This window comes from Streptococcus mitis bv. 2 str. SK95 (assembly GCF_000222705.1).
Lineage (GTDB): Bacteria > Bacillota > Bacilli > Lactobacillales > Streptococcaceae > Streptococcus > Streptococcus mitis_AY.
The window spans coordinates 32071-57639 of the sequence record NZ_AFUB01000033.1; the positions used below are offsets into that span (position 1 = coordinate 32071).

Below are 25569 nucleotides of genomic sequence, written 5' to 3' on the forward strand. Positions count from 1 at the left end.
TTTAGTTCCTTTCTTCTGATTCAGCATCTAGGGCAAGCCAATGAAGTTTGTCAACCGTTTTCAAAGTCAGGACTTGTCCATCATAATCATTTTTCAACTCAAGGCCGTTTTGCTCAATAGATATATGATTGTACCAGTGGTCTAGGCTGGAGTATTCCCCCGTATGAATGTTGATGAGCATACTCGTTATGGGATTCCAAGTCCCTTTCTTAACTGTTTCTGCTAAGAGGTAGTAAGCATCTAAAAATATGAGATTTCTCCCATAGATCCAAAAGGGTAGATCAAGCCCCAACAAAGGCAACTTGGCAGAAAAAATCTCATCACCGTGTGGTGGAACGGTTTCATAATGAAATTCTATCTCACTGCCATAATAGGCAATCAGGGCTCCCTGACATCCGATATTTTGAGGAATCCCTTCCTCAGCTACAATAAATTCCATGACCTGCTCCTTCTATTTTCAATCATAAAACCCGACCAGACTCTGCCAAAATATCAAACTGGACGCATGACCTATTCTAGTCATCAAGTGGATGAAGTCACTTTCACAACCCTTCCAAACTGCAGATTGGGCCGTTCCCATGGCTCTAACAAATGCTAGAAAATCTGGTGTCAGCCATATTTTTTCATCATAGTTCATCTCTGCATCAAGAGCATAGACCGCCCCAGATTGACAATCCAGCAAAATAGTGTAGGGATCTCCATTTGCAATGATGATCAAGCCTCTTTCTTGTAGAGTCGAGTAATCGTGGTATTCCAAATTGCGATTGATCAGCCAAGTAAGACTAGTGTCGTCCCCATATCCAAACTGGAAACTTAAAAAACCGACCTGCCCCCAGTTATAGGCCAAAATATACTTCCTAAATATCGGATCCAAATCTTGTATTTGCAGTTGTTTTTTCAAACGATCCAGTTCAGACACAGGCACTTCAGTATGGCTCGGGACAATTCCTTCTCTTATCTCAGGGTCAAGCCCTTGCATTGCTTCCTCAATAATGGAAATAATTTGGTCAATTGTCAATAATTCCATTGTCAACCTCCGGCTATACATAGGGCATTATCTAGGGTAAGCTAGCTGGTTTGGGACTTCATTTATCTAATGAACTTTCTTATCTCAATTATACTCCAAAACTATCAAATAGAGATAAACTACCAGTATTTTCAGAGATTATTTTTGATCAACAACTCCTCCTTATTAAAGCAAAAAGCCATTCCTCAAGGGAACAGCTTTCTCACTTATAATTAAAGATTCCCCCTGCCAACTTATCAGCTAGTTTAGGAAAGAGGCTATAAAATTTGTGGGCTAAATTGAGCAAAAGTGGAAGATTGAGTTCTCGTTTGTTTTTTCCTATGGTCTTGACGATTTTTTTAGCAACCACATCTGGTTCTAAGAGAAATCGATCAACAGACTTGAGGTAGCTGCCATCTGGGTCTGCCTGGTCAAAAAATCCTGTTCGGATTGGACCTGGATTGACTGTTGTTACATAAACACCATAGGGCATAAGTTCGAGGCGCAGAGCGTTTGAAAATCCAATCGCTGCAAACTTTGTCGCTGAGTAGAGACTGGACTTGCTAGTCGCTATCAAACCTGCCATACTGACGATATTGATAATATGCCCCTTTCGGCTTTTCTTCATTCGAGACGCAAGGCGACGAGACAAGTTCATTAGGGCAAAGGTATTGACCTCAAACATCTGGTGAATGTCTTTGTCAGAAATCTGGTCAAAATCTTCAAAAATCCCATAGCCCGCGTTGTTGACCAAGACATCGATCTTGTCATAGCGGAGATAGAGGTCAGCTACCAGAGTTTCTAGGGCTGAGTCATCAGTAATATCGATTTCAATCAATTCTACATGGGGATGATTTCCGTAGAGTTGTGCTAGCTTTTCCTTGTTTCTACCTAGTAAGATGAGTTGGTCATTTGGCAAGAGTTTGACCATTTCTTTGGCTAAGCCACCGCTAGCCCCAGTTATGATGATGGTGCGCATACTTATCCTTTCTCAATCTTCTAGATTTCAACTTCTTCCAGATCTTTAACCACATGGACATTTTCAAAAACAGTGGCCGCATCTTTCTTGAGCTGGCTGATATCTTTTGAAAGGAAACGAGCGCTGATATGATTGAGCAGGAGGCGCTTAGCACTGGCTTCAGCCGCTACTTGCGCTGCCTGCATATTGGTTGAGTGACCGTGATTGCGAGCAATTTTTTCATCTCCCTTGCCATAAGTTGACTCGTGGACAAGGACATCGGCATTAACAGCTAGACGCACACTCGCATTGGTTTTTCGGGTGTCACCCAGAATAGTAATAATCTTACCAGGTCGTGGTGCTGAGATATAGTCAGCTGCCTTGATTTCAGTTCCGTCTTCTAGAACAACGTCCTGACCATTCTTGATTTTTCCAAAAAGCGGGCCGAACGGAACACCAGCAGCCTTGAGTTTTTCAGCATCCAGCGTTCCTTCCAAGTCCTTTTGCATGACACGATAGCCAACACAGAAAATCGTGTGGTCCAGCTCCTCTGCATACACAGTGAATTTATCGGTCTCAAGGATTTTCCCTAGAGAATCTTGGTCAAACTCATGAAAATGAATGCGGTAAGGCAGACGAGAACCTGACACACGAAGACTGGTTAAAACAAATGACTTAATGCCTTGGGGACCATAGATGTCCAAATCTGTCTGCTCTTCATTAGCCTGAAAAGCACGGCTGGAGAGAAAACCTGGTAAACCAAAAATGTGGTCTCCATGCAGGTGGGTGATAAAGATTTTGCTGACCTTCCGTGGTCGAATCGTGGTTTCCAGAATGCGATTTTGCGTTCCTTCCCCACAGTCAAAGAGCCAGACTTCGTTAATCTCGTCCAAGAGTTTCAGGGCGAGACTTGAAACGTTGCGGGCTTTAGAGGGCTGACCAGCCCCCGTTCCTAAAAATTGAATATCCATTCGATACTTTCTAATTAATCAATATATAACATAGCTGTGCGATTTTCCGATCGAAAATAGCGCTTGCCAGAAAAAGCAGCAGCTTCTTGCAGTAAATCCTCTTGGCTATAGCCTTTGAGACGTTTGCGACCATCAGCCAAGCTTTCCAAATCTGTCAAAGCTGTGAGACTCTCCACACTAACAACTTCCTCTTCTCCGGCATCCTTCATGTAAATCTTTCCAGACTCTTCAAAGACGAGTTGATGGGGGAAAATTTGCGCAATCTCAAAAAGCAAGTCATCCGAGATTTCCTCTTCATTTTCAGAGAAAATCCGCCCCAAGCCCTCACTCTCATAGCAAAAGCCAAAGGATTTGCCAGATAAATTAAGACGAATAAAAGGCTTATTTTCAAAGGTGAAACTTGGCTCAGCATTGTAGAGGTTCAGTTCCTGACTGAGTTCTGCAAAGTAATCTGTCGCAGCCTGAGGGCTCTTTTTCTGATAAAGTTCTGCAAAGTAAGCATTGACTACACTCGGAGGAGGAGTAATAAGTGCCAATTGCTCCTGCTCTGTTTTACCAGCTAGAAGCTGATCCAGATAGACCTTGTCTAGACTCGTATAGCCCCCATATTTTAGAGCCAAAGTTTTGATATCAATCATAAAATTCTTCTAACCTCCATTTATTTTTCTCCGAAATGTAGCCTGTGATCACTTCTCCATCCTCTTGATAATCACGTTCTTCAATAATCGCTACACTTTCCAAATCATGAATCTTGTAAGACTTAGAAAAGGGCACACGCAGAGTAAAGACTTCAAAAATATCCTTGATCTTCTCCAAAAACAATGCTTGCAAGTTCTCACGACTATCCTCAGACTTGGCAGAAATGAGAGCATACGGCGTTTGGGTAGGCGTGAAATCCCCCACCAAATCCGCTTTATTATAAAGGGTCAGGCGAGGAATATCCTCCATATCCAAGTCTTTCATGATAGACAGAACCGTTTTTTCATGCTCCTCATGGTAAGGATTGCTGGCATCGATGACATGAACCAAGAGGTCTACATGCTTGCTTTCTTCCAAAGTCGACTTGAAACTGGACACCAACTCTGTCGGCAGATCTTGGATAAAGCCAACCGTATCAGTTAAAGTCACCTGAAGATTGCCCCCTATATGAATACTCTTTGTCGTCGCATCCAGAGTCGCAAATAGCTCATCTGCCTCATACTGGGTCTTGCTGGTCAAGGTGTTCATGATAGTCGATTTCCCAGCATTGGTGTAACCAATCAAACCAATCTTAAAGGTGCTTGATTCCAGACGCTTTTCTCTGACTGTCGCCCGATTTTTCTCAACCACCTTGAGCTGGCGCTCGATATCTGTGATTTGATTGCGAACACTACGACGGTTCAGTTCCAGCTGGCTTTCACCAGGACCACGGGAACCAATTCCCCCTGCCTGACGGCTGAGCATAATCCCCTGACCAACCAAGCGGGGTAAGAGGTACTTAAGCTGGGCCAAATGAACTTGGAGTTTCCCTTCATGACTTCGAGCCCGCATGGCAAAGATATCTAGAATCAACTGCATACGGTCAATAACCTTAACTCCCAGAACTTCCTCTAGATTGACATTTTGCCGTGGTGTCAGACGGTTGTTGACAATGACAGTAGTAATTTCTTCTGCATCCACCATGAGCGCAATTTCTTCCAACTTACCAGAACCTACGAATGTCTTGGAGTCGTATTTTTCACGTTTTTGTCTGTAGCTATCCACAACGACTGCCCCAGCAGTTTTTGCTAGACTAGCCAGTTCTTCCATGGAGAGGTCAAAATTGTCCATGCCCTGCAATTCTACACCGATGAGCAGGACTCGCTCCTCTTTTTTCTCCGTTTCAATCATCTAAAAACTCCTCTATCTGGCTTAAAATGCAGTCCTGCACGCCAGGCTCTCCTATCTGATAAAAGGTGACCTGCATGCGATTACGGAACCAGGTCAACTGACGCTTGGCAAAACGGCGGGTCGCCTGTTTAAGACTCTCGCTCGCTTCCTCAAGAGTTTGCTCCCTACGGAAATAAGGAAAGAGTTCCTTGTAGCCAATGCCTTTGGCTGCCTGCGCATCTGGATAATAGTCAAAAAGCCACTTAGCCTCATCCAAAAGCCCAGCCTCAAACATCAGATCCACTCGGCGATTGATGCGTTCATAAAGCTGACTGCGTTCATCATCCAAGCAGATAATCAGAGGTTCATACAAGGTCTCTTTATTTTCCAAATCCTGACCAAAATGGGCAATCTCCAAGGCACGCATAGCACGACGACGGTTAAACTGAGGAATCTCAATGCCTGCTTGCTCAACGAGTTGGGCTAATTCCTCATCCGAATAAGGCTCCAAACTAGCTCGATAGGCTAAAATCTCCTCATGAGGTGTCTCCCCACCTAGGTGGTAGCCTTCCAGCAAGCTCTGGATATAAAGCCCTGTGCCTCCAGCGATAATAGCAAGCTTGCCACGTCTCTGAATATCCTCAATAGCCTTCTTAGCTTCTGAAACAAAATCAAAAGCCGAGTAAGACTCGGTCACCTCTCTGACATCAATCAAATGATGAGGAACAGCTGCTTGCTCCTCTGGGCTAGCCTTGGCCGTCCCAATATCTAACCCTCTATAAACTTGCTGACTGTCACCGCTGACCACCTCTCCACCAAAGCGCTTGGCTACTTCAATAGCAAGGGCTGTCTTCCCAACAGCAGTCGGTCCAACAATCACAATTATTTTTGTTTTCATCTTTTTTCCTTGAAAAATTCCCATTTTTTCGTTACTATTATTATATCATAAAAAGGTCAGTCAGAAAAATGCTACCACTTGAGGAGCCTGGCTGATCGGGAAGATAAAGGAGGAAGACTCATGGCTAAAGGATTCGCTAAAGGTCTTGTAACAGGTGTCGCAGGAACTGTCGCTGCCGTTGCAGGTGCAGTATACGCAATTAAAAAGAAAGTGATTGAGCCAGAAGAGCAAAAAGCAGCTTTCATCGAAGAAAATCGCAAAAAAGCAGCTCGCCGCCGCGTATCACATTAAGCATAAAAAGAAGTTGAGAAATCTCAACTTCTTTTTAATTTCTTAAATAGCCAAATCAAACTTCAGTTGCGGCTTGACTGGATCATAGTCGACCAACTCAAAGTCTTCGGCTTTGATGTCAAAGAAATTGGTCCCATCAGGCACATTCAAAACCAAGCGAGGTTGGCAGTTTGACGGCTCACGACGGAGCAATTCCTCTGCTTGTTCAAACTGATTATCATAGATATGAAGGTTATTGATAAAGTAGAAAAACTTCCCAACCTTCCAGCCAAAGTGTTTAGCAATCATCATTTGCAAAGCTACGTACTGCATAGCGTTAATGTGGTGAGCCACCAGCATATCATTAGAACGCTGGGTCAAGGTCGCATCCAGATAGATTTCCCCATCTACTCGACGGACATCAAACATGGTCTGAAAGGCGCATGGAAGAAGACCATCTGTCTCCTCAAAAGCTTGGTAATCCCAGAGCGAGATGATATTTCGACGGTTCCAAGGGTTGGCTTCCAACTGCTTGAGAATCTTATTAATGATGTCGTGCTTCTTAACGACCGCCCCATAGCGCTCACCGATGGTCCCCGTCTCTCCCACTTCCCAGTCATTCCAGTAGTGGACATTGTACTTGTCATTGAGCACTTCTAGGCTATTAGACTGATCCTGGTAGATCCAGAGCACTTCCTTGATGGCAGATTTGATTGCAATGGGACGTAGGGTTGTGATAGGAAATTCTCCCTTAGACAAATCATACTCCGCAAAGGCACCCGTTACGTACTTGGAGTTGGCAACTGTCCCATCTTTGTACTTGGGACGAGCCTGCTCAGAAAAGACACCGTCTTTGAGGATTCGTTCAATATTCTCTTTAAAAATCGTATCAGCTTTTGTCATTTGCTCTCACCTCATTTATTGTCCTAACTAGTATAGCATAAAAAAAGAAAGGAGGAAAATCACTGGCTTTAAAGTAGTGTTTTTCCCCCTTTTTATTATCTTATTGCAATACAAGTGATGCTGCCCCGATAACTCCAGCATCATTTCCTAGAGTTGCAAGAGCCAATTTTGTAGATGTGCGTACTTGAGGGAAGGTATTTTCATCATAAACCTTTTGCACGCCTTGGAGAAGGAATTCTCCCGCAGCTGACACCCCACCACCGATAACGATAGTTGATGGGTTGAGGATTGATCCGATATTAGCACACGCAATACCCAAGTAACGTGAGAAGTTACGGTAAACGATCAAAGCAAGGTCGTCCCCTTCTTTTGCAAGGTCAAAGACAGTTTTGGCTGTTACTTCTTCACCATCGTCAATCAAGCGTTTCAAGGCTGCATCGCCTTCATACTCATCCGCATAACGACGAGTCAAGTTGACAATCCCTGTTGCAGAAGCAACTGTCTCAAGACAGCCTTTTTTACCACAGGTACATGCGATTGGTTGGTCAAAGTCAACAGTGATGTGGCCAAGCTCTCCTGCTGCACCAGCAACACCGTGAAGCAGTTTTCCTTCTGCAACGATACCGCCACCAACACCAGTACCGAGTGTCATAAAGACAACGTCAGGTTGATTTTCACCAGCCCCCATCCAACGCTCACCAAGAGCAGCTACGTTGGCATCATTATCGATGAAGAATGGAATACCCAAAGCTTTTTCAATCTTTTCTTTAATCGGTTGAAGGGTTTTCCAGTTTAGGTTGTAGGCACCGATAACAGTTCCTTTTTCACGGTCAACCACACCAGGTGATCCCATCCCAATGCCTCGGAAATCCGTAGCTGACAATCCAAGCAAGTCCAAACGATGCTGAATAGACTCAATCATATCATCTACGATATGGCTTCCTTCATCCAAAATGTTAGTCTTAATAGACCATTTTTCTTGGATTTCTCCCTCTTGAGTTAAAATTGCAAATTTGATAGATGTTCCACCAAGGTCAATCCCAATAATCTTTTGACTCATCGTCTTCTCCTTTTTAATTGAAAATGCTTACAGATATAGTATAACAAAATCATTAGATTTGTGCAAAGCTTTGCATGAAAAAGTTACATCTAATAATTAATAACTATTTATCCCCTAGTTTTTGAATTGCATAGTTTGCTTCTTCTTTTGTAAATTGTCCAATCCAAGGAGAAGTTAGCCTCTCATAAATTTTTGTCTTTGATAAATTGGTATTCTTTCGGTATTCTCTTGCTCGAATTAAGGCATTTGCTTTGTAATCTGCATTCAAGTGATCGATGGCATACTGCACTGCTGAACTTGAAAAACCATGCCACGTTAATTGGTCATAGAGAGCTTTTTTTGACATATGTGAAAACGAATTATAGCTTCTCGCTTTAATTAAAGCAGCATTGTACGGGTTCCCATCTGCCGGTTTTGTTTGTCGCACACCATCGTATCCTACATAGTAACGGCCACCATCTACCCATTTGCCCCTAGCCATTTCACCATCTGATCCCACATAGTAACGGCCACCATCTACCCATTCATTCTTGGCCATCTTTCCATCTGATTTGAAATAATATTTACCTACCCATTTATTGCGAACATGGCTGCCTTCTGATGGTAGATTAAGTTTTTGAATTGCATAGTTTGCTTCTTCTTTTGTAAATTGTCCAATCCAAGGAGAAGTTAGTCTCTCATAAATTTTTGTCTTCGATAAATTGGTATACTTTCTTGCTTGAATTAAGGCATTTGCTTTGTAATCTGCATTCAAGTGATCGATGGCATACTGCACTGCTGAACTTGAAAAACCATGCCACGTTAATTGGTCATAGAGAGCTTTTTTTGACATATGTGAAAACGAATTATAATCTTTTGCTGTCTTTAAAGCTGCTGAGTATGGATTCCCGGCTGCTGGTTTTGGTTGTCGCACACCATCGTATCCTACATAGTAACGACCACCATCTACCCATATATCCCTTGCCATTTTGCCTTCAGAATCAACATAGTAACGGCCACCATCTACCCATTCATTCTTGGCCATCTTACCATCTGATTTGAGATAATATCTACCTACCCATTTATTACGAGCAGAGCTTCCTTCTGCTGTTAGATAATAATATGAACCATAGTTTTTATCATAAATCCAGTCACTTTTAACCTTTTTTCCATCAGAATCAACATAATAACGACCACCATCTACCCATTCATTTTTAGCTCTCTTTCCATCTGATTTGAGGTAGTAATTTCCTACCCAGCCAGACTGAACTTTAGATTGTGATTTATCCTGTTTAGGAGTTGTTTCTTTAGCTTTTTCAGTCGGTTTTGGTGCCGGCTTCGGCGCGGGTTTTGGTGCCGGCTTCGGTGCGGGTTTTGGTGCCGGCTTCGGTGCGGGTTTTGGTGCTGGCTTCGGCGCGGGTTTTGGTGCCGGCTTCGGTGCGGGTTTTGGTGCTGGCTTCGGTGCGGGTTTCGGTGCTGGCTTCGGCGCGGGTTTTGGTGCTGGCTTCGGCGCGGGTTTTGGTGCTGGCTTCGGCGCGGGTTTTGGTGCTGGCTTCGGCGCGGGTTTTGGTGCTGGCTTCGGCGCGGGTTTTGGTGCTGGCTTCGACGCGGGTTTTGGTGCTGGCTTCGACGCGGATTTTGGTGCCGGTGTTTTTGGTTTATCAGCAGGTTTTGGTGCTGGTGTTTTCGGTTTATCAGCAGGTTTTGGTGCTGGTGTTTTCAGTTTCTCAGCAGGATTTTGCGCTGGTGTTTTCGATTTCTCAGCTTGATTTGGCGCCGAAGTTGTATTCTCTTTTATAACCTTACTATTTTTAGATGCATCCTTTTCTTGAGCAGAAACATGCTGAGCCGAAAAAGGAAAGGCTTCAGTTGTATCTGCAAATGAAATAAGTCCCAGTGTTGCAGTTGCTAAGCTGGTTACTAAAATTTTTTTGATTTTTTCATAAAAATCTCCATTATTTTAACGATTTATACCTATAGTATACCATATACTTTATTTTGCTTTCAAATCAAATATTAAATATTCAGAAATAAATCTAAAACTTAATTGAAAAATCCATAGTTATATCACTTCCAACTCATACAAGCCTCTGACCGCATTACAGCCGAATACAGCTTCTGCTTGGTTCAAGTCTGCCAAAGTCAAGACTTTTTCCTCTACCTGTCCTGTTTCTAGCAAATGCTGGCGGTAGATTCCTGGCAAAATTCCTAGTCTGATAGGCGGTGTATAGAATTTTCCGGCAATTTTCAGAACCAGATTTCCAATGGAGGTCTCAAGCAGTTCTCCTGACTTATTGTGGTAAATCTTCTCTTGCTCCCCTATACTCAAATGCGGTCTGTGAGTGGTTTTGAAGTAGGTAAATGCTTGCTGTAAATCCGCTTCCTGTAAACAGAGTTTAGCCTGACAGAAACTTTGACTGAGGGGTGTTAATACTTGGCGACTGAGTTCCAGCTCTCCAGATTTGCTGAGACTAATTCGCAAACGGTAGTCTTGATTAATATCACAAACTTTGCACTCTTCCTCTATCTTTTGTCTCAGGTTTTTCGGATCAAAAGGATAGGCAAAATAACGACTCGCCTTTGTCAGTCTTTCCAAATGTTGCTCTTCAAACAGCAAACTCTTCTGGCTGATTTTCCCAGTTGTAATCAATTGGAAACGTGCTTGTTTACGATAGAGTACAGCTGCTTTTTGATGAACTTCTCGGTATTCAGATTCCCAAGTACTATCCCATGTAATGCCGCCACCCACTCCATAGATGGCTTTCCCTTGATGCAGTTGAATGGTTCGAATGGCGACATTGAAAATTCGTCGCCCATTTGGAAGCAAGATACCAATCGTTCCGCAGTAAACTCCTCTGGGTTGTGGCTCCAAGTTCTTGATGATTTCCATGGTCGCAATTTTCGGAGCTCCCGTTATGGAACCACAAGGAAAGAGAGAACGAAAAATGGCAACCAAGTCCATATCTGCTCGCAACTGACTCTTGATGGTCGAAGTCATCTGCCAAACGGTTGAATATTGCTCCACCTGACACAGACGTTCTACATGCTCACTTCCAACTTCAGAAATACGGTTCATATCGTTGCGCAAGAGGTCTACAATCATCATATTTTCAGAGCAATTTTTAGGATCCTGCTCCAACCAGCTAGCTTGGGCAAGGTCTTCTTGGTCAGTCACTCCCCGCTGGGTTGTTCCCTTCATTGGTCGCGTTGTCAATTCCCGGTCATTTTGCTCAAAAAAGAGCTCTGGGCTCATGGAAATCACTGCCATCTCATCGTGTTTAACATAGGCATTGTAGCCCGCCTCCTGCTCTACCACCATGCGATTGTAGATGGCAAAAGGATTGGCACTTAAATCTTGCTTGAGTTGGACAGTGTAATTGACCTGATAGGTGTCTCCCTGACGCAAATGATGGTGAATTTGGGCAATAGCCTCTTCATAGTTCTCTGCAGATGTTTCTTCCTGCCACCTTGAAGGCAGATCTATTTCCTCATAAGCCAGAGGAATAGACGATATTTCCACCCTATCATGAACTGTAAAATATAGCAGGTACTCTGCAAGTAAGGGAGTCTTATGAACTGCTAATTTCTCCTCAAATGCAGGTGCAGCCTCGTAGCTGACATAGCCCACTACATAGTAGCCTTGCTCTTGGTAGCTTTCCACTTGTGCCAGCAAGTCTGCCACTTCTGCTAAATCTCTCGTTTTTAACTCTTTGATAGGCTGAGTGAAGGTGTATCTCTCCCCCAAAGCCCTAAAATCAATCACTGTTTTTCTATGCATACCTTTAGTATAGCACAAAAAGGCAGATGCAGCTTAAGCTGATCCACCTTTTTAGTCATTTCGACTTTATAACGATGTTTTGGCGAATAAATCTCCAGAGAATCCATCTGATTTTTGAAGGAGCTGTTTGTAAACCTTCCATTTAAGATCTTCAGTATTTTTATAATGATTCTTTATATTTGGATTTTCCATGCTATCTAGGTCTTTTTGAACAGCTTCATCAAATAAGGACTTCAACTCAGCATAAGTAGAGATAGATCTGCCATTGATTTCGATTGTAGTGAAGCCGTTTTGAGCTTTGTCATAGACTTCTTTATACCAATGTTTCTTCCATGATTCAAGAGTATCAAATTGGCCATCAGAGACTTTCTTGATAATGAAGTCATCACCCAACAACCCTTTGTTTTCCTTGCTAGCTTCCGCCTTATATTTGTTTGAAGCGTAACCAATAAATCCGTTAAGATAACCATAGTATCCCCACATACGGAAAGCATTATGTTTGAATGAAATCGAACCAACTGTACTCTTGCTAGTATTACCACCAAAGATACCCGACATCATATTTACGGTTTGGTAAGCACTGTCAAAACCTTCCGAACGATAACGTCCATTCCCTGGCATACCATGTTTTGTAACGAAGTTATGATCAACCAATTGATCAATGCTCGTAATCGTCAATTTCTTCTCATTATCCGTTAAATCACGTAATTTATCCCATTGATGTGGCTCGCCTTTCAGATTGTTTCGCTCAGCGTTCGTACGCCATTCTCGGTCCATCTTTTTGAACCACTTACTGTTGTCGTCCAAATGTTTTCCAATAACTGCATCTGCTTCTAGATGGTCCAGCATCATCAGAGCCTCGTTATAGTTCTTCATATAGTGATCAATTTCTTCACGGTTTTTTAACTTATTTGGATCATAATTGTAGATTTGATTGCCATCATTCTGACGTTCATAAGCCATGTTCAAACCTAAGGCGCCGTATTCACCATTTGGATTTGTCAACGATGGTGACTGGAGCATACCTTGCGCAAAGGACTCTAAGTCCGTCCCTTCACGATGATACCAACCACCATAGTAAGCCATACGATCATTCACGTGAGTCGTTTCATGCGTAAAAGCCGATGTACCAAAATCACTTATCAACTCTGTCATAACAAAGTAGACAGCATCTTGCTGATTTGGAGCGGCAAAGATATAGGCGTAAGCACCATATCCATACTGATAGCCATGATATTTATGGATCCGTCCAAAGAACTCTCGAATCGGAGCATAATCTGGTTTCCCATCCTTGTGACCATATCGGTTTGCCCAACCGATACCCGGCGCATCATGATTATCCCAAACAGGTGTTGGAACACTATTTTCACTCTTGAGGAGCTTATTGCGTACATTATCGGCAGCTAATTTTGACCAAAAGTCTAAGTAGTTCACCTGCTCTTTTGCTCTCTTATTGATTTCACTCTTGAAAGCTTCACGAGCTTCCTCAGTATTTTTACCATATTTTTCAAAAGCACTGAAAGAAATGGTATTATAGGTCGAAATCATGAAGAGATGCGAGTTCTTCAGGTTTAATAAAGGCAGAATCATCCGACCATGCACGCCATTATTAATCCCTTCATATAGACGATACTTCTTATGAGCAAAATCGGGGTTCAATGATGGCTGTTCTACCACATAAGCATTCTTTTCAATTGCCTTTTTAAACCAAACATTCATATCGGTTTCATTTGTAAACAATTTCATGTTATATGTTAGAAACTCATGAAGGCTTCCTTTACCTGTAGCACCTGCAATCACTCGACTATACGCATCTTGGGATTGGTCACCCTTAAGATTGTTCTCTTTTGAGCCGATAGTGATCAAGCGATCTAAGACATTCACGTTCTTACCATAAAAATCTGGTTTAAACATCATAATATCTTTGATCGACAATCCATCATATTTAATGCCATAGTATTGGTTCAAATAAGCAAACCCCATCATAATGTTGGCCTTATTGTCTTCAACTTTCTTAATGAAAGCACGTTGAGCAGCTTCATCATCATTTAGTTGATGATCTTCATTTTCAACAATTTGTTTCACCAAGTTTCCAAGATTTTGTTTTACTTCATCAAAACTTTCTTCTAAGAATAAATCACGAATGTAGCCATTTTTTCGTTCATCCGTGTTTTCTTGCGGTTTGTTCCGCTTGTCCATAAGAGCGCGCACTTCAGGAGAAATCAATTCTACACTGGATAATGTTTCTTTTGCCTTTGCAATCAAACCAGCACGATCTTTCACTAGCATATTTGGCGTATAAACAATATTCTGGTTGGTCACTTCGTACTCTTTGACTTGTTTTACATCAGAGTCAGCTTTGGCAGTAACGGCCAATTCTTCTTTGGTACCATCAGCATAGTGAATCATGATCTGATCAATAGCTGACAAGTCTGTTACAAACTGTCCATTCTTCAAACCAGTAACAGAAAGGACTTCTTTGGTCACCAAGTTTGAGCTAGCATCTAGTTTATTAGCCTGATTGACAATCCACTCCTTATTATAGAATGGTTGTAATTTTTCAATATTGCGATAGGCAAGTTCGCGGTCAGCTCTGTAGTCTTGAATGGCCTTGTACTCATCTTCACGGTGTGTCAAACGGTTTAATTTATCTACAACAGGCTCATTGATTTCATACTCATGCGCTGTGATTCCCAGAGCAGCAATTTTCTTGTCTGCTTCTTCTTGCGAAATAGACTTAATACGATGCTGTTGTTTAGAATATTTATATGAAGATTTTCCTTCACTCACACCAGTAACAACAAAGTTTCGATTTAAACGGTCACCTGTCCAATAAGGATCATCATCAATATCAGATGAGCCATAGAAAATCTCACCGTTCTTAACTTTCATCATTGAAACAGTATCTTCAACGGAGCCCAAGGCATTTGTACTGCCTACAACACCGCCCGCGCTAATCGGTTCTCTCACATCGATAGTACCTTTAGCTACAGATTTTTTAATGGCTCCGTCCCGATAAACTGCATGGTTGTCCCCACCATTTTGTGACCAATAGGCGATACCTGCAACTTTCGCTTTATTACCTGTTATCTGTGCATCAACATAGGCCTTCTCAACAGAACCTTTCCAGTTTTCTCCAACAATTCCAGCAAGAAAGGCGCCTTGATTCCCACCAGCATGAAGCTTACCAATGAATGCCACATTTGTTAATCTACCGTTATTATCAATTTTATTGATCAAACCTGATACGTCATTATTTCCAACAACTGTACCCGTTACTTTCACATTATTGATCGTTATGCTTTTTACAACAGCAGCCAAGGGAGCAACTCTATTTGCCCATGGCATATGAATGTTTACCTTACCAAGGTTAAGGTCATGGATGTGGGCGCCTTCGGTATCACCTAATAGTGGACGTTCCAAGTTATGAATCGTGTATCGCTGACCGTCCACACTTGATAGCTTGCCTCGGAACTTCGTCGTTACATATGATTTACCAGCTGCAGGAACATTGACCGCATTCAAGTCCGCACCAATTTTAAATTCACCAGATGGATTGGCCTGCATAGCTTTTACAAGTTCATTGAAATCGTAGTAGACATTCTCCTCATGAGTTTTTTGTTTGGCAAAGTAATAGATGTATTCCTCACTGAGCTGGTTACCATCTGTATGCTGAACGAGGTCAGGCGCTTTGGCAGTGACCTTATAAAGTGTTTTCCCATCAACTGTCACTTCTTCAATTTTGTCAATCGCAAGACGCGTCACCTTATTATCACGTGTAGCAATTTTTAGATAGTAAGGCCTTACATCACTTGGAACAGAAGTTAAGAAGCTACTATCCGTTTCCACGCCATTGTCGTCAACACTTATGAGGCTTGTTTCTTTTATATTTTTAACTTCAACCTTTTTTAAATCAATTCTCAGTGGTTCTTCTTTGAGAATTTCTTCCTCGTTTCCTTCGCCACGATCATAAACCATTTTTGTTTCGAGTTTATAATCCTTGTAATACTGCAGATCTGTTAGAGTTGCAGTCAAGTTATCCGGTGAAACCGTCATGGTTTTGACGACTTCGTCGCCTTTTTTCAGGGTTAAAGTGATCGATTTAATCGCTGCCTTACTTGGATTTTCCAGATTATAGTGAATCTGAGATGAGCGTTTCAAATCCTGAATATCAACCCTTGAAAAAGTCAGCACTGGCTTTTCGAAGTTTTTGGTACCTAGTTTAACAATACGGTCTTGGGCTAACTCGATGACCTGTTCAAGAATTTCAGGCGCTTCCTGCGTCTTGATTCCTTTGATGATCTTGTAGGTTTTGATAACCTTTTTCTGACCGTCTTTTCCTTCTTGGACCGTAACTTTATCGCCCTTTTTCAATTGCGCGTCTTCTTCGACTATCTCTTTAAACGGAATTTTTTCAAGACTTTCTTCTACAAGAGTTCCTTCTATTGGTTTCGTACCACGGCTTATTTTTTTAGTGACTGGTTCTTTGATGACAGTGGTTGTTGTATTTAAAACTTGGTCAGTCTCAACACCTTCGACAGTTTTATAAGTCGTTTTGGTAACTTGGATCCCTTTTTCACCGTTTTGAACCACTGTTTCTTCATTAGTGTACTTTGTAGGATCATCAATGATTTCCGTCTGGTAGTCAATCTCTGCGATTGTGTCTTTAGTAATTGTTTCTTCAGTTACTGTATATTCTGAAAGGTCCTCTTGAACAAGGGAGTCACCTTCCTTGCCGGGTTCTTGTGTACCTTTGCTCCCAAGTTTCCCAGTATACGTTGGCAAACTATCTTGAATTAGTGATTGACCTTCCTTACCAGTTTCCTGAGTACCTTTGCCTTCAAGTTTTTCAGTATAGGCTAGCAAACTATCTTGAACAAGGGAGTCACCTTCCTTACCAGTTTCCTGGGTACCCTTACTTTCAAGCTTTTCAGTGTAGGCTGGCAAACTATCTTGAATTAGAGATTGACCCTCTTTGCCTGGCTCCTGAGTCCCTTTAGCTTCAAGCTTTTCAGTATAGGCTGGTAAACTATCTTGGACAAGGGATTGACCCTCTTTGCCTTCTTCTTGGGTACCCTTACTTTCATGTTTTCCAGTATAGGCTGGTAAACTATCTTGAATTAGAGATTGACCCTCTTTGTCTGGCTCCTGAGTCCCTTTAGCTTCAAGCTTTTCAGTGTAGGCTGACAAACTATCTTGAATAAGGGAGTCGCCTTCCTTACCAGATTCCTGAGTACCTTTGCTTTCAAGTTTTTCAGTATAGGCTGGCAAACTATCCTGGACAAGGGACTCGCCTTCTTTACCAGACTCCTGAGTACCTTTGCTTTCAAGTTTTCCAGTATACACTGGCAAACTATCTTGGACAAGGGATTGACCCTCTTTGCCTTCTTCTTGAGTGCCCTTGCTTTCAAGTTTTCCAGTATAGGCTGGCAAACTGTCTTGAACAAGCGATTGACCCTCTTTGCCTTCTTCCTGGCTACCTTTACTTTCAAGTTTCTCAGTATAGGCTGGTAAACTATCTTGGACAAGGGAATCACCTTCTTTACCTACTTCCTGAGTGCCCTTGCTTTCAAGCTTGCCAGTATACGCTGGCAAACTATCTTGGATAAGGGAGTCGCCTTCTTTACCTACTTCTTGGGTACCCTTGCTTTCAAGTTCTCCAGTATACGTTGGCAAACTATCTTGAACAAGGGATTGACCTTCCTTGCCAGCTTCCTGAGTGCCTTTGCTTTCAAGCTTTTCAGTATAGGCTGGCAAACTATCTCGAACGAGGGAGTCGCCTTCTTTACCAGACTCCTGAGTGCCCTTGCTTTCAAGCTTGCCAGTGTACGCTGGCAAACTATCTTGATCGAGGAGCTTCCCTCTTTTAGAGAAACCAGCTACTTTTATGTCAGTTCCTTTAAAATAACCAATATACTCATATCCTTCAATATCGATCACACCTTTCGCTAATTCTTCATTTGAAGAGGCCGAGATCGTTTGATTGTAAGAAAGTAATTCTTTATTCTCAAAGGCAAAAGTAGCAAAAGGAATGAAATTGCTGACACCAAGAGAACTAATCAAAAGCACTCCAAGAACTTTCCGACGATGTTTTTTAGACACCAAAAAAACAGCTAAAGATGCTGTTGCAAGACCAAGACCTGCTAAAGCAAATTCTTTACTTCCTGTATAGGGAAGTTGTTGACTGTTAGTTGCCTTCTTGCGATAAACGACATAAATGATATCTTCATCTTGAAATTCTGTAGGAACTTCATGATGAATCAAGGCTTTTTCAGATTCGGTTAATTCTTGCTCCGCCAGATAACGGTAATGGACTGAATTCACTTCAGCTAACTCATCTGCTTGGACTCTACCAGCTGATAACAAACTAGCACCAACAAGAAAGGCCCCGATTGCTACAGGACCAACTCCAACAGTCAATTTACGAATAGAATACTTTAGGTTTTTTTGAAACTGTTCTTTTCTTTTTTTCATTCTCACATCTTTCTAATAGAATCTTGTGGATACTGCGCACGCGCACCTCCGATTAGTTTGGGACGACTAGCTAGAGCTGTTACATGTGCATGCCCAATTTCACGCAGTACGGGACGAATCGGGACCTGAACATGCTTGACATGCATGCCAATCGCAGTATCTCCGATATCCAATCCAGCATGGGCCTTGATAAATTCCACCTCAACTGGATCCTGCATAAACTTGAAGGCCGCCAACTGACCTGAACCGCCTGCATGAAGAGTTGGAAGGACACTGACGATTTCCAGACCAAACTGCTCCGCCACTTGACGCTCAACAACGAGGGCCCGATTGACATGCTCACAACCTTGAACAGCTAGATGAATTCCTTTCCCTTCGAGGACATCTAAAATCGTCTTCACAATGATTTCGCCAATTTCTTGGCTGGATTCCTTGCCAATATGGCCGCCTAAAACTTCACTAGAGGATAAACCTAGGACAAAGAGGCTTCCTTCACGCAATCCAGCCTTTTCCAAAACATCTTCAATTACCTGCTGTGTTTCTGTTTTAATTCTACTTTTGTCCATCACTTTTAACCTCATTTTTCTCCTACTATCATATCTTTTTTTACTGATTTTATCAAGGCGAACTAATCACTCAGAGTTGTCACTACAAAAACTTTAAAGAAGGATTTTCTTTTAGTAACAAAGTAAAGAGTCTGGGACAAGGATGATTTTCAAAAAAGTAACAACTAAAATGACCTGCTCCCTAAAAAAGTTAAACATAAGATTTAGTTTTTTTAGCGGAGCAGGACAAATCTCCAGCGATGCTTATTTTATCTGAGTTTGAACATAGTGGGCAATGACATCCGATGTGTACTGGGCTGTTCCAGTTCCAAATTTGTCAATATTTTCCTTAAACTCTGGGTTGTAGACGTAGCCTTTACCGATATGGCCAAATACCTCTATAGAGCAGTCAAACCCATAAGTACGAAGGGCTTGCAAGAGCTTAGCTGCTTGCTCTTGGTTTTCGGTCGCTGTTGCAGCTAGTCCATTTTTAAGGTTTTGAGCCAAAGCTTGAAAAACTTGGTTAAAGGCAGCCGTAGCCTCATCTTCTCTACCACTTTGGCGTTCGAGAGCCTGGTCCATGACTTCTTGACCATATTTCTCTACCGCCTCTTGGTGGTATTTTTGATTGTCTTGATAGCTGAATCCAGTGAATTTTTCCTCAATCGTCATTTTTCTTTCTCCTTTTTGTTCTTGAATGGTTTTTTGCAAGGTGGAAATCAAGGTATCCAGATGTTGCCTTTCTCGAGTTAGATAGTCCAACTGCCTGGTCAAATGAGGCAATAAATCTGTCCTTTCTCCCTTTAACAGCTCTGCTATTTTTTCTAAAGAAAAGCCTAGATATTTGTAGTAAAGAATGACTTGAAGGCGTTCCAAATCCTCTTGACTGTAGGTTCGATAGCCGTTTTCCGACTTTAAGGGAACCAAGAGTCTTATCTTATCGTAGTGGTGCAGAGTCTTGACAGAGACACCTGAAAGCTGCGCAGCTTCTTTTATATGGTACATGATTTCCTCCTTACAAGAAATAGTATAACCCCTCCCCTTAGGTCAGAGTCAAGCGTTTTTGAGAAAAATTTTTAACTTTTTGAGAAAGGTGTGAAAACTTGAAAATGGTTTTCTTGACAGACCTTTGAAAACATGATAGGATAGTCAAGTCTATCAATCAAACAGAAGGCTCATAGAGAGCCATTGAGAGAAGGCTATTTGACAACTCAAGTAGCCTTTTCTTATTTTAAAAAAGGAGATTGGAGTTTCAACTATGTCAGAAAAATCGCAATGGGGCTCGAAACTTGGCTTTATTCTAGCATCTGCTGGCTCAGCCATCGGGCTTGGTGCCGTTTGGAAGTTTCCCTACATGACTGCTGCTAATGGCGGTGGAGGCTTTTTACTAGTCTTTCTTATTTCTACCATTTTAATCGGTTTCCCGCTCCTGCTTGCTGAATTTGCCCTTGGTCGTAGTGCTGGCATTTCCGCTATCAGAACCTTTGGAAAACTTGGCAACAATAACAAGTATAACTTTATCGGTTGGATTGGTGCCTTTGCCCTCTTTATCCTTCTCTCCTTTTACAGTGTTATTGGAGGATGGATTCTAGTCTATCTGGGTATTGAGTTTGGGAAATTGTTCCAACTTGGTGGAACGGGTGATTATGCTCAGTTATTTACTTCAATCATTTCAAATCCAGCCATTGCCCTAGGAGCTCAAGCAGTCTTTATCTTATTGAATATCTTTATTGTATCACGTGGGGTTCAAAAAGGGATCGAAAGAGCTTCGAAAGTCATGATGCCCCTGCTCTTTATCATCTTTGTTGTTATCATCGGTCGCTCTCTCAGCTTGCCAAATGCCATGGAAGGCGTTCTCTACTTCCTCAAACCAGATTTTTCAAAACTAACTAGCGCTGGTCTCCTCTATGCTCTGGGACAATCTTTCTTTGCCCTCTCACTAGGGGTGACAGCCATGCTGACCTATGCTTCTTACTTGGACAAGAAAACTAATCTGGTCCAATCAGGGATTTCCATTGTAGCCATGAACATCTCAGTATCCATCATGGCAGGTCTAGCCATTTTCCCAGCCATGTCAGCCTTCAATATCCAGTCTGAAGGGGGACCAAGCCTGCTCTTTATCGTCTTGCCTCAACTCTTTGACAAGATGCCCTTTGGAACCATTTTCTACATCCTTTTCCTCTTGCTCTTCCTTTTTGCGACAGTCACTTCTTCAGTCGTGATGCTGGAAATCAATGTGGGCAATATCACCAATCAGGACAACAGCAAGCGGGCTAAGTGGAGTGCCATTTTAGGAATCTTGACCTTTGTTTTCGGAATTCCTTCAGCCCTATCTTACGGTGTTATGGCAGATGTTCACATTTTGGGTAAAACCTTCTTTGATGCCATGGATTTCTTGGTTTCCAATCTCCTCATGCCCTTTGGTGCCCTCTGCCTTTCACTCTTTACAGGCTACATCTTTAGGAAAGCTCTTGCTATGGAAGAATTGCATCTTGATGAACGAGCCTGGAAACAAGGACTTTTCCAAGTCTGGCTCTTCCTCCTTCGTTTTATCATTCCTATTATCATCATCGTGGTTTTTATAGCCCAATTTATGTAATCAAAAAGGACTTGAGTAATGAACTCAGGCCCTTTCTTTTTTATGGATGGCTAACAATCAATTCCAAGCCTTGCCCTTCTAGGGTCCAAGCTTCAACATCACTTGGTAGGATAAAGTGACTGCCTTTTTGGATTGGATAGTTTTTTCCGTCAACAGTAAGTTGACCTTGACCAGCCAAGACGCTAAACAAGCTGTAGTCAGCTGTCTTTTCAAAGTCAACTTTTCCAGTAATTTCCCACTTGTAAACTGCAAAGAATTCATTGGATACAAGGAGAGTGGAACGTAGATCATCTGCTTTGACAGTGACAGGACGGCTATTTGCAGGCTCTCCAATGTTTAAAACATCGATAGATTTTTCAAGGTGAAGTTCACGCAAGTTGCCCTTGTCGTCCTTGCGGTCAAAGTCATAGACACGGTAGGTGGTATCGCTAGACTGCTGGGTTTCAAGAATCAAGATACCCGCCCCGATAGCGTGCATGGTGCCACTTGGTACATAGAAGAAATCTCCAGCCTTAACTGGCACTTTTGTCAGCAAGGCATCCCAGTTCTTATCCTCAATTTGCTGGCAGAGTTCTTCTTTTGACTTGGCATTGTGGCCATAGATAATCTCTGAACCTTCCTCCGCAGCGATAATGTACCAGCACTCTGTTTTTCCAAGTTCGCCTTCATGCTCGAGTCCGTAAGCATCGTCTGGGTGAACTTGGACACTGAGCCAGTCGTTGGCATCGAGAATCTTAGTCAAAAGTGGAAACACAGGTTCTGGACGATTGCCAAACAATTCACGGTGTTCTGCATACAATGTAGCTAGATCTGTACCCTCGTAGCGACCATTTGCTACCTTAGAAACCCCATTGGGGTGAGCAGAGATGGCCCAGTATTCTCCGATTTTTTCACTTGGAATGTCATAGCCAAACTCATCACGTAGCTTGGTTCCACCCCAGATTTTTTCTTGCATAACTGATTGTAAAAATAATGGTTCTGACATCTTATTCTCCTGTCTATTTTTCTTCCCTCATTATAGCAAAAAGCTTGGTCTTATTGAACTCTTTTTCACATCTTATAAAGTAGAGAGAAGATTTTATAAAAATAGTGAACAAATGTGCTCTACTTAATACTTGCACCATTGCTGGCAATGACATCCTTGTACCAGTAGAAGGATTTCTTCTTGCTTCGTTTGAGACTTCCTTGACCTGCATTATCACGATCCACATAGATAAATCCATAGCGCTTGTTCATTTCGCCTGTTCCAGCCGAAACCAGATCAATACAGCCCCAGGTCGTATAACCAAGCAATTCAACGCCATCTTGGTAAATAGCATCTCGCATAGCCTTGATGTGGGCCTCTAAGTAAGCAATCCGATAGTCATCCGCTACATAGCCATTTTCATCTGGCGTATCCATAGCACCGAGTCCATTTTCTACGATGAACATGGGGTTTTGATAACGATCCCAGATGGCATTAAGAGTGATACGAAGCCCCAGTGGGTCAATCTGCCAACCCCATTCTGAGGATTCCAGATAAGGGTTTTTGATAGAGGCAAAGACATTTCCAGCTGTCAGATCCGTCATTTCTGGATCGCCTGAAGCCACTCGGCTCGCATAGTAAGAGAAAGAAACAAAATCAACAGTGTGATTCTTTAACAGGTCCAAATCTTCTGTCGTCATTTCAATCTTAATTCCCTCACGCTCCCACTGCTTCTTGGCATAGTTTGGGTATTCACCACGCACTTGGACGTCAATGAAGAAGTAACTCTTGCGGTCTTCTTCCATGGCTGCCCAGTAGTCTCTCGGATGGGCAGTGTTGGGATAGTATTGCCCTGCTGCCAACATACATCCCACCTTGTTTTCTGGGTCAATTTCGTGGGCAATCTTAGTCGCAAGGGCTGAAGCTACCAACTCATGGTGGGCTGCTTGGTATTTGACCTGTTCTTGATTTTCTACCTCTTCAAAACAAATTCCTGCTCCTAAAAAGGGGGCATGCAGAATCATATTGATTTCGTTGAAGGTGAGCCAGTACTTGACCAAGCCCTTGTAACGGGTAAAGAGGGTGCGACAAAGATTTGCGTAAAAGTCCAACATACGACTGTTGCGCCAACCACCGTACTCCCTGATTAAGTGCACGGGGCAATCGAAATGCGTGATGGTCACCAGTGGCTCGATCCCATGCTTGTGGCACTCCTTAAACAAATCCTCATAAAAGGCTAGACCAGCTTCATTTGGCTCTGCTTCATCTCCCTTAGGAAAAATCCGAGTCCAAGCGATGGAAAGTCGATAGGTTTTAAATCCCATTTCTGCAAAAAGCGCAATATCTTCCTTGTAATGATGGTACATATCAATGGCTTCCTTTGCTGGGTAAAAATAGCCCTCCTCAAAAGAAAACATCTTTTTCTGACCTGTGATAATGGCCTCACGGTCTGGACCGATCGGTACCACATCCACATTAGCAAGACCACGACCGTCCTGATTATAAGCACCCTCACATTGATTAGCTGCCGTAGCACCACCCCAGAGGAATCCTTCTGGAAAAGTTAGTTTTTCAGTCATATCTCTATCCACTTTCTTATTTACTGCTTCATTTACTTATATTATACCCCAATATCCAGACCTTTACTTGTGAAATACTGCGGAATAATGATACTATTATATGATCCCATTTAATCCGACAAATTTTCAGGGTTCGATTTTTTAAAGAAATCCTCTTCAAAGATTTCTTCAGCAAAAAACGATTCTATGTATAAATATAGAACCGTATGATGGAAAGTTGAGCTTGAGAACAAAATAATCAATTTCTATTTGACAAGATTTGGAAGAACAAATATGATGTAAACAGCTGAAGCAAGCATCATTAGGATAAGAAGATAGACTGATAATTTAGTCAGCCATAAAAAGCGACCTGGCTTTAATGGTCTTTCCACGTAAGAAAGTTTAGGTTTGTTCGGATCATAGTAAACAGTAACCTTTCCGCCGATTGGGAAGCGCTCCATAAGTGGTGATTTTGTTACAGAAATGAAACTATTTCGCCGTACCTGATACCTTAACACTTGTGGAATTTCTCCATTATCGAAACCTTCCAACTTTACTTCAGAAACGATAGAATTAAGTGGTGTTGCAACTGTTTTTGATACGCTAGAAAGAAATTTTGGTCCCACTACCTTATACTGATTCCCGTCAACAGTATATTCTACAACTGGGAGACTAACATCGTTATAAAGAAATGCAGAATATCTTGTGATTTTTCCTTCAGTTTTTTCAGTACATTTTTTATCATCTAAATAACTACTAAAAATCAACTCATTGAACATAAAATACGTAAAGGCAGCAAACGCTAATATCATACAGCCAAATAATAAAAAGAAACTCGTCGACATCTTGATTCACTCCTAAACTTTCGTTAGGCTTCTATTTTAACAGAATATAAAAAAGGATACAAGAATACTAACTATTTTAAACTTTTTAAACCAAAGCCGTGATAGCCGTTACTAGACCAAAGACGATACCCGGTGCATTAGCAGCTGCAAGTGGAATATCTCTTTCCTTTTTGAACAAGCCGTAGTAAACCCAAAGACTACAGTTGATGGCTGCAACCAAGGGTTGGATGAAGTTTCCTTTTTGACCTGCCAGATTGTTCATGATTTGTGGGAAGTAAGACACATACATCATAACGGACATAAAGGTCGCTACCCAACCCAAAATTTTCATTTGTTTTTCAGACATCTTCAAAACCTCTTTCATTTTTATGAATCATATTTTATAATCTTTTTTCAAAACAATCAAGACTTTGAAGCTTTTGTTATGAAGATGTAAACTATCACAATCTTGTGATAAGAAGAGGAAACAGAAAAAGACCGGATTACTCCGATCTTTTAATAATTCACATCCTCAATTTCTGTTTTAAAAATAGCTAAGGTTAACGTCAAATGACTACGCGCCCTATTTCATACGATAAAAATCAATCACTAAACCAGCTGGACCTTTTACAAGCAAGGATTCTGTCCCCCAATCGGTTAAAGCTGGGCCGTGTAAAATCTCGACACCAATTTCTTTCAATCGTTGGTAGTTCTGATTTAGATCCTCAACCTCGATGTGAAGAATGATTCCTGACTGAAAATCTTCCAAAGGAATCAAATGATTTTGGGACAACATAAGACAATGACTGCCAATCGTAAACTGAGCAAAACCGTCATCAACATAGTCTGACTTTTTATCCAAAATATGCTCCAAGTCAGCACAGACCTGGGGAACATCTGAAGCGATAATATCTAATTGATTTAAATTCATTT

General features: G+C 41.9%; 21 protein-coding genes. 2 read left to right on the forward strand and 19 right to left on the reverse strand.

Annotated elements, in window-relative coordinates:
- Window position 1 precedes the first annotated feature (1 nt).
- From HMPREF9965_RS06955 to miaA, 7 genes are all read right to left on the reverse strand, one after another.
- Window positions 2-439, reverse strand: a complete 438-nt coding sequence (locus HMPREF9965_RS06955; RefSeq protein ID WP_000394430.1) for a hypothetical protein — start codon at window positions 437-439, stop codon at window positions 2-4.
- A gap of 18 nt (window positions 440-457) precedes the next feature.
- Entirely contained in the window at window positions 458-1027 is a 570-nt protein-coding gene (locus HMPREF9965_RS06960; RefSeq protein ID WP_000422117.1) for a hypothetical protein, read from the reverse strand.
- A gap of 202 nt (window positions 1028-1229) precedes the next feature.
- The gene (locus tag HMPREF9965_RS06965) at window positions 1230-1985 is read right to left on the reverse strand and encodes an SDR family NAD(P)-dependent oxidoreductase (protein WP_001259140.1); all 756 of its coding nucleotides are present in this window, start codon (window positions 1983-1985) and stop codon (window positions 1230-1232) included.
- Between the two features lie 20 nt (window positions 1986-2005).
- Window positions 2006-2935: a ribonuclease Z gene (gene rnz, locus HMPREF9965_RS06970; RefSeq protein ID WP_000354319.1), complete on the reverse strand. Its 930-nt coding sequence runs from the start codon at window positions 2933-2935 to the stop codon at window positions 2006-2008.
- A gap of 14 nt (window positions 2936-2949) precedes the next feature.
- Window positions 2950-3573, reverse strand: a complete 624-nt coding sequence (locus HMPREF9965_RS06975) for a hypothetical protein (RefSeq protein ID WP_000565437.1) — start codon at window positions 3571-3573, stop codon at window positions 2950-2952.
- Entirely contained in the window at window positions 3566-4804 is a 1239-nt protein-coding gene (hflX, locus tag HMPREF9965_RS06980) for a GTPase HflX (RefSeq protein WP_000573167.1), read from the reverse strand. The genes HMPREF9965_RS06975 and hflX overlap by 8 nt, the downstream gene beginning before the upstream one ends.
- Window positions 4797-5681, reverse strand: a complete 885-nt coding sequence (miaA, locus tag HMPREF9965_RS06985) for a tRNA (adenosine(37)-N6)-dimethylallyltransferase MiaA (RefSeq protein ID WP_000850165.1) — start codon at window positions 5679-5681, stop codon at window positions 4797-4799. Before miaA ends, hflX begins: the two co-directional genes overlap by 8 nt.
- A 120-nt stretch (window positions 5682-5801) precedes the next feature.
- Between miaA and HMPREF9965_RS06990 the strand changes: the two genes are divergently transcribed.
- Window positions 5802-5972 (forward strand): DUF3042 family protein, encoded by a 171-nt coding sequence (locus HMPREF9965_RS06990; RefSeq protein ID WP_001051782.1) that lies wholly within the window; start codon window positions 5802-5804, stop codon window positions 5970-5972.
- Window positions 5973-6014: 42 nt separating this feature from the next.
- On the opposite strand, the gene HMPREF9965_RS06995 is transcribed toward HMPREF9965_RS06990, so the two are convergent.
- From HMPREF9965_RS06995 to HMPREF9965_RS07025, 7 genes are all read right to left on the reverse strand, one after another.
- Window positions 6015-6854 carry a thymidylate synthase gene (locus HMPREF9965_RS06995; RefSeq protein WP_000158627.1) on the reverse strand — a complete coding sequence of 280 codons (840 nt, stop codon included), beginning with the start codon at window positions 6852-6854 and terminating at the stop codon, window positions 6015-6017.
- 100 nt (window positions 6855-6954) lie between these two features.
- On the reverse strand, window positions 6955-7914 hold the full coding sequence (locus HMPREF9965_RS07000) for an ROK family glucokinase (RefSeq protein ID WP_000078551.1): 960 nt from the start codon (window positions 7912-7914) through the stop codon (window positions 6955-6957).
- 103 nt (window positions 7915-8017) lie between these two features.
- Entirely contained in the window at window positions 8018-9781 is a 1764-nt protein-coding gene (locus HMPREF9965_RS13475; protein WP_420497889.1) for an Ltp family lipoprotein, read from the reverse strand.
- Window positions 9782-9955: 174 nt separating this feature from the next.
- Window positions 9956-11671, reverse strand: coding sequence for an aminodeoxychorismate synthase component I (pabB, locus tag HMPREF9965_RS07010; RefSeq protein WP_000554834.1), 1716 nt, complete (start codon window positions 11669-11671; stop codon window positions 9956-9958).
- A 66-nt stretch (window positions 11672-11737) separates the two neighbouring features.
- Window positions 11738-18145, reverse strand: coding sequence for a ZmpA/ZmpB/ZmpC family metallo-endopeptidase (locus HMPREF9965_RS07015; RefSeq protein WP_000746263.1), 6408 nt, complete (start codon window positions 18143-18145; stop codon window positions 11738-11740).
- A gap of 2 nt (window positions 18146-18147) precedes the next feature.
- Complete coding sequence (locus HMPREF9965_RS07020) at window positions 18148-18711, reverse strand: TIGR01440 family protein (protein WP_000361604.1); 564 nt, start codon at window positions 18709-18711, stop codon at window positions 18148-18150.
- A 243-nt stretch (window positions 18712-18954) separates the two neighbouring features.
- Window positions 18955-19695, reverse strand: a complete 741-nt coding sequence (locus HMPREF9965_RS07025) for a MerR family transcriptional regulator (RefSeq protein WP_000274798.1) — start codon at window positions 19693-19695, stop codon at window positions 18955-18957.
- Between the two features lie 253 nt (window positions 19696-19948).
- On the opposite strand from HMPREF9965_RS07025, the gene HMPREF9965_RS07030 reads away from it, so the two are divergent.
- Window positions 19949-21289, forward strand: a complete 1341-nt coding sequence (locus HMPREF9965_RS07030; RefSeq protein WP_004269632.1) for a sodium-dependent transporter — start codon at window positions 19949-19951, stop codon at window positions 21287-21289.
- 40 nt (window positions 21290-21329) lie between these two features.
- Here the strand turns inward: HMPREF9965_RS07030 and manA are convergent, their stop codons facing one another.
- The 5 genes from manA to HMPREF9965_RS07055 form a co-directional block, all read right to left on the reverse strand.
- Window positions 21330-22274: a mannose-6-phosphate isomerase, class I gene (manA, locus tag HMPREF9965_RS07035; RefSeq protein ID WP_001294310.1), complete on the reverse strand. Its 945-nt coding sequence runs from the start codon at window positions 22272-22274 to the stop codon at window positions 21330-21332.
- Window positions 22275-22393: 119 nt separating this feature from the next.
- Entirely contained in the window at window positions 22394-23833 is a 1440-nt protein-coding gene (locus HMPREF9965_RS07040) for a 6-phospho-beta-glucosidase (protein ID WP_000136870.1), read from the reverse strand.
- A 245-nt stretch (window positions 23834-24078) separates the two neighbouring features.
- Window positions 24079-24657 (reverse strand): DUF3592 domain-containing protein, encoded by a 579-nt coding sequence (locus tag HMPREF9965_RS07045; protein ID WP_000107757.1) that lies wholly within the window; start codon window positions 24655-24657, stop codon window positions 24079-24081.
- Window positions 24658-24742: 85 nt separating this feature from the next.
- Window positions 24743-25003, reverse strand: coding sequence for a SemiSWEET family transporter (locus HMPREF9965_RS07050; protein WP_001291474.1), 261 nt, complete (start codon window positions 25001-25003; stop codon window positions 24743-24745).
- A 216-nt stretch (window positions 25004-25219) separates the two neighbouring features.
- Window positions 25220-25567: a VOC family protein gene (locus tag HMPREF9965_RS07055; RefSeq protein WP_001052633.1), complete on the reverse strand. Its 348-nt coding sequence runs from the start codon at window positions 25565-25567 to the stop codon at window positions 25220-25222.
- Window positions 25568-25569 lie beyond the last annotated feature (2 nt).

Coding starts and splice junctions, on each gene's coding strand:
- HMPREF9965_RS06975 (WP_000565437.1), bottom strand. CDS start 3,573: ATGATTGATATCAAAACTTTGGCTCTAAAATATGGGGGCTATACGAGT.
- miaA (WP_000850165.1), bottom strand. CDS start 5,681: ATGAAAACAAAAATAATTGTGATTGTTGGACCGACTGCTGTTGGGAAG.
- manA (WP_001294310.1), bottom strand. CDS start 22,274: ATGTCAGAACCATTATTTTTACAATCAGTTATGCAAGAAAAAATCTGG.
- HMPREF9965_RS06960 (WP_000422117.1), bottom strand. CDS start 1,027: ATGGAATTATTGACAATTGACCAAATTATTTCCATTATTGAGGAAGCA.
- rnz (WP_000354319.1), bottom strand. CDS start 2,935: ATGGATATTCAATTTTTAGGAACGGGGGCTGGTCAGCCCTCTAAAGCC.
- HMPREF9965_RS07055 (WP_001052633.1), bottom strand. CDS start 25,567: ATGAATTTAAATCAATTAGATATTATCGCTTCAGATGTTCCCCAGGTC.
- HMPREF9965_RS06965 (WP_001259140.1), bottom strand. CDS start 1,985: ATGCGCACCATCATCATAACTGGGGCTAGCGGTGGCTTAGCCAAAGAA.
- HMPREF9965_RS07040 (WP_000136870.1), bottom strand. CDS start 23,833: ATGACTGAAAAACTAACTTTTCCAGAAGGATTCCTCTGGGGTGGTGCT.
- HMPREF9965_RS06955 (WP_000394430.1), bottom strand. CDS start 439: ATGGAATTTATTGTAGCTGAGGAAGGGATTCCTCAAAATATCGGATGT.
- HMPREF9965_RS07000 (WP_000078551.1), bottom strand. CDS start 7,914: ATGAGTCAAAAGATTATTGGGATTGACCTTGGTGGAACATCTATCAAA.
- HMPREF9965_RS07045 (WP_000107757.1), bottom strand. CDS start 24,657: ATGTCGACGAGTTTCTTTTTATTATTTGGCTGTATGATATTAGCGTTT.
- HMPREF9965_RS07020 (WP_000361604.1), bottom strand. CDS start 18,711: ATGGACAAAAGTAGAATTAAAACAGAAACACAGCAGGTAATTGAAGAT.
- HMPREF9965_RS07030 (WP_004269632.1), top strand. CDS start 19,949: ATGTCAGAAAAATCGCAATGGGGCTCGAAACTTGGCTTTATTCTAGCA.
- HMPREF9965_RS06995 (WP_000158627.1), bottom strand. CDS start 6,854: ATGACAAAAGCTGATACGATTTTTAAAGAGAATATTGAACGAATCCTC.
- HMPREF9965_RS07050 (WP_001291474.1), bottom strand. CDS start 25,003: ATGTCTGAAAAACAAATGAAAATTTTGGGTTGGGTAGCGACCTTTATG.
- HMPREF9965_RS07015 (WP_000746263.1), bottom strand. CDS start 18,145: ATGAAAAAAAGAAAAGAACAGTTTCAAAAAAACCTAAAGTATTCTATT.
- hflX (WP_000573167.1), bottom strand. CDS start 4,804: ATGATTGAAACGGAGAAAAAAGAGGAGCGAGTCCTGCTCATCGGTGTA.
- HMPREF9965_RS06990 (WP_001051782.1), top strand. CDS start 5,802: ATGGCTAAAGGATTCGCTAAAGGTCTTGTAACAGGTGTCGCAGGAACT.
- pabB (WP_000554834.1), bottom strand. CDS start 11,671: ATGCATAGAAAAACAGTGATTGATTTTAGGGCTTTGGGGGAGAGATAC.
- HMPREF9965_RS07025 (WP_000274798.1), bottom strand. CDS start 19,695: ATGTACCATATAAAAGAAGCTGCGCAGCTTTCAGGTGTCTCTGTCAAG.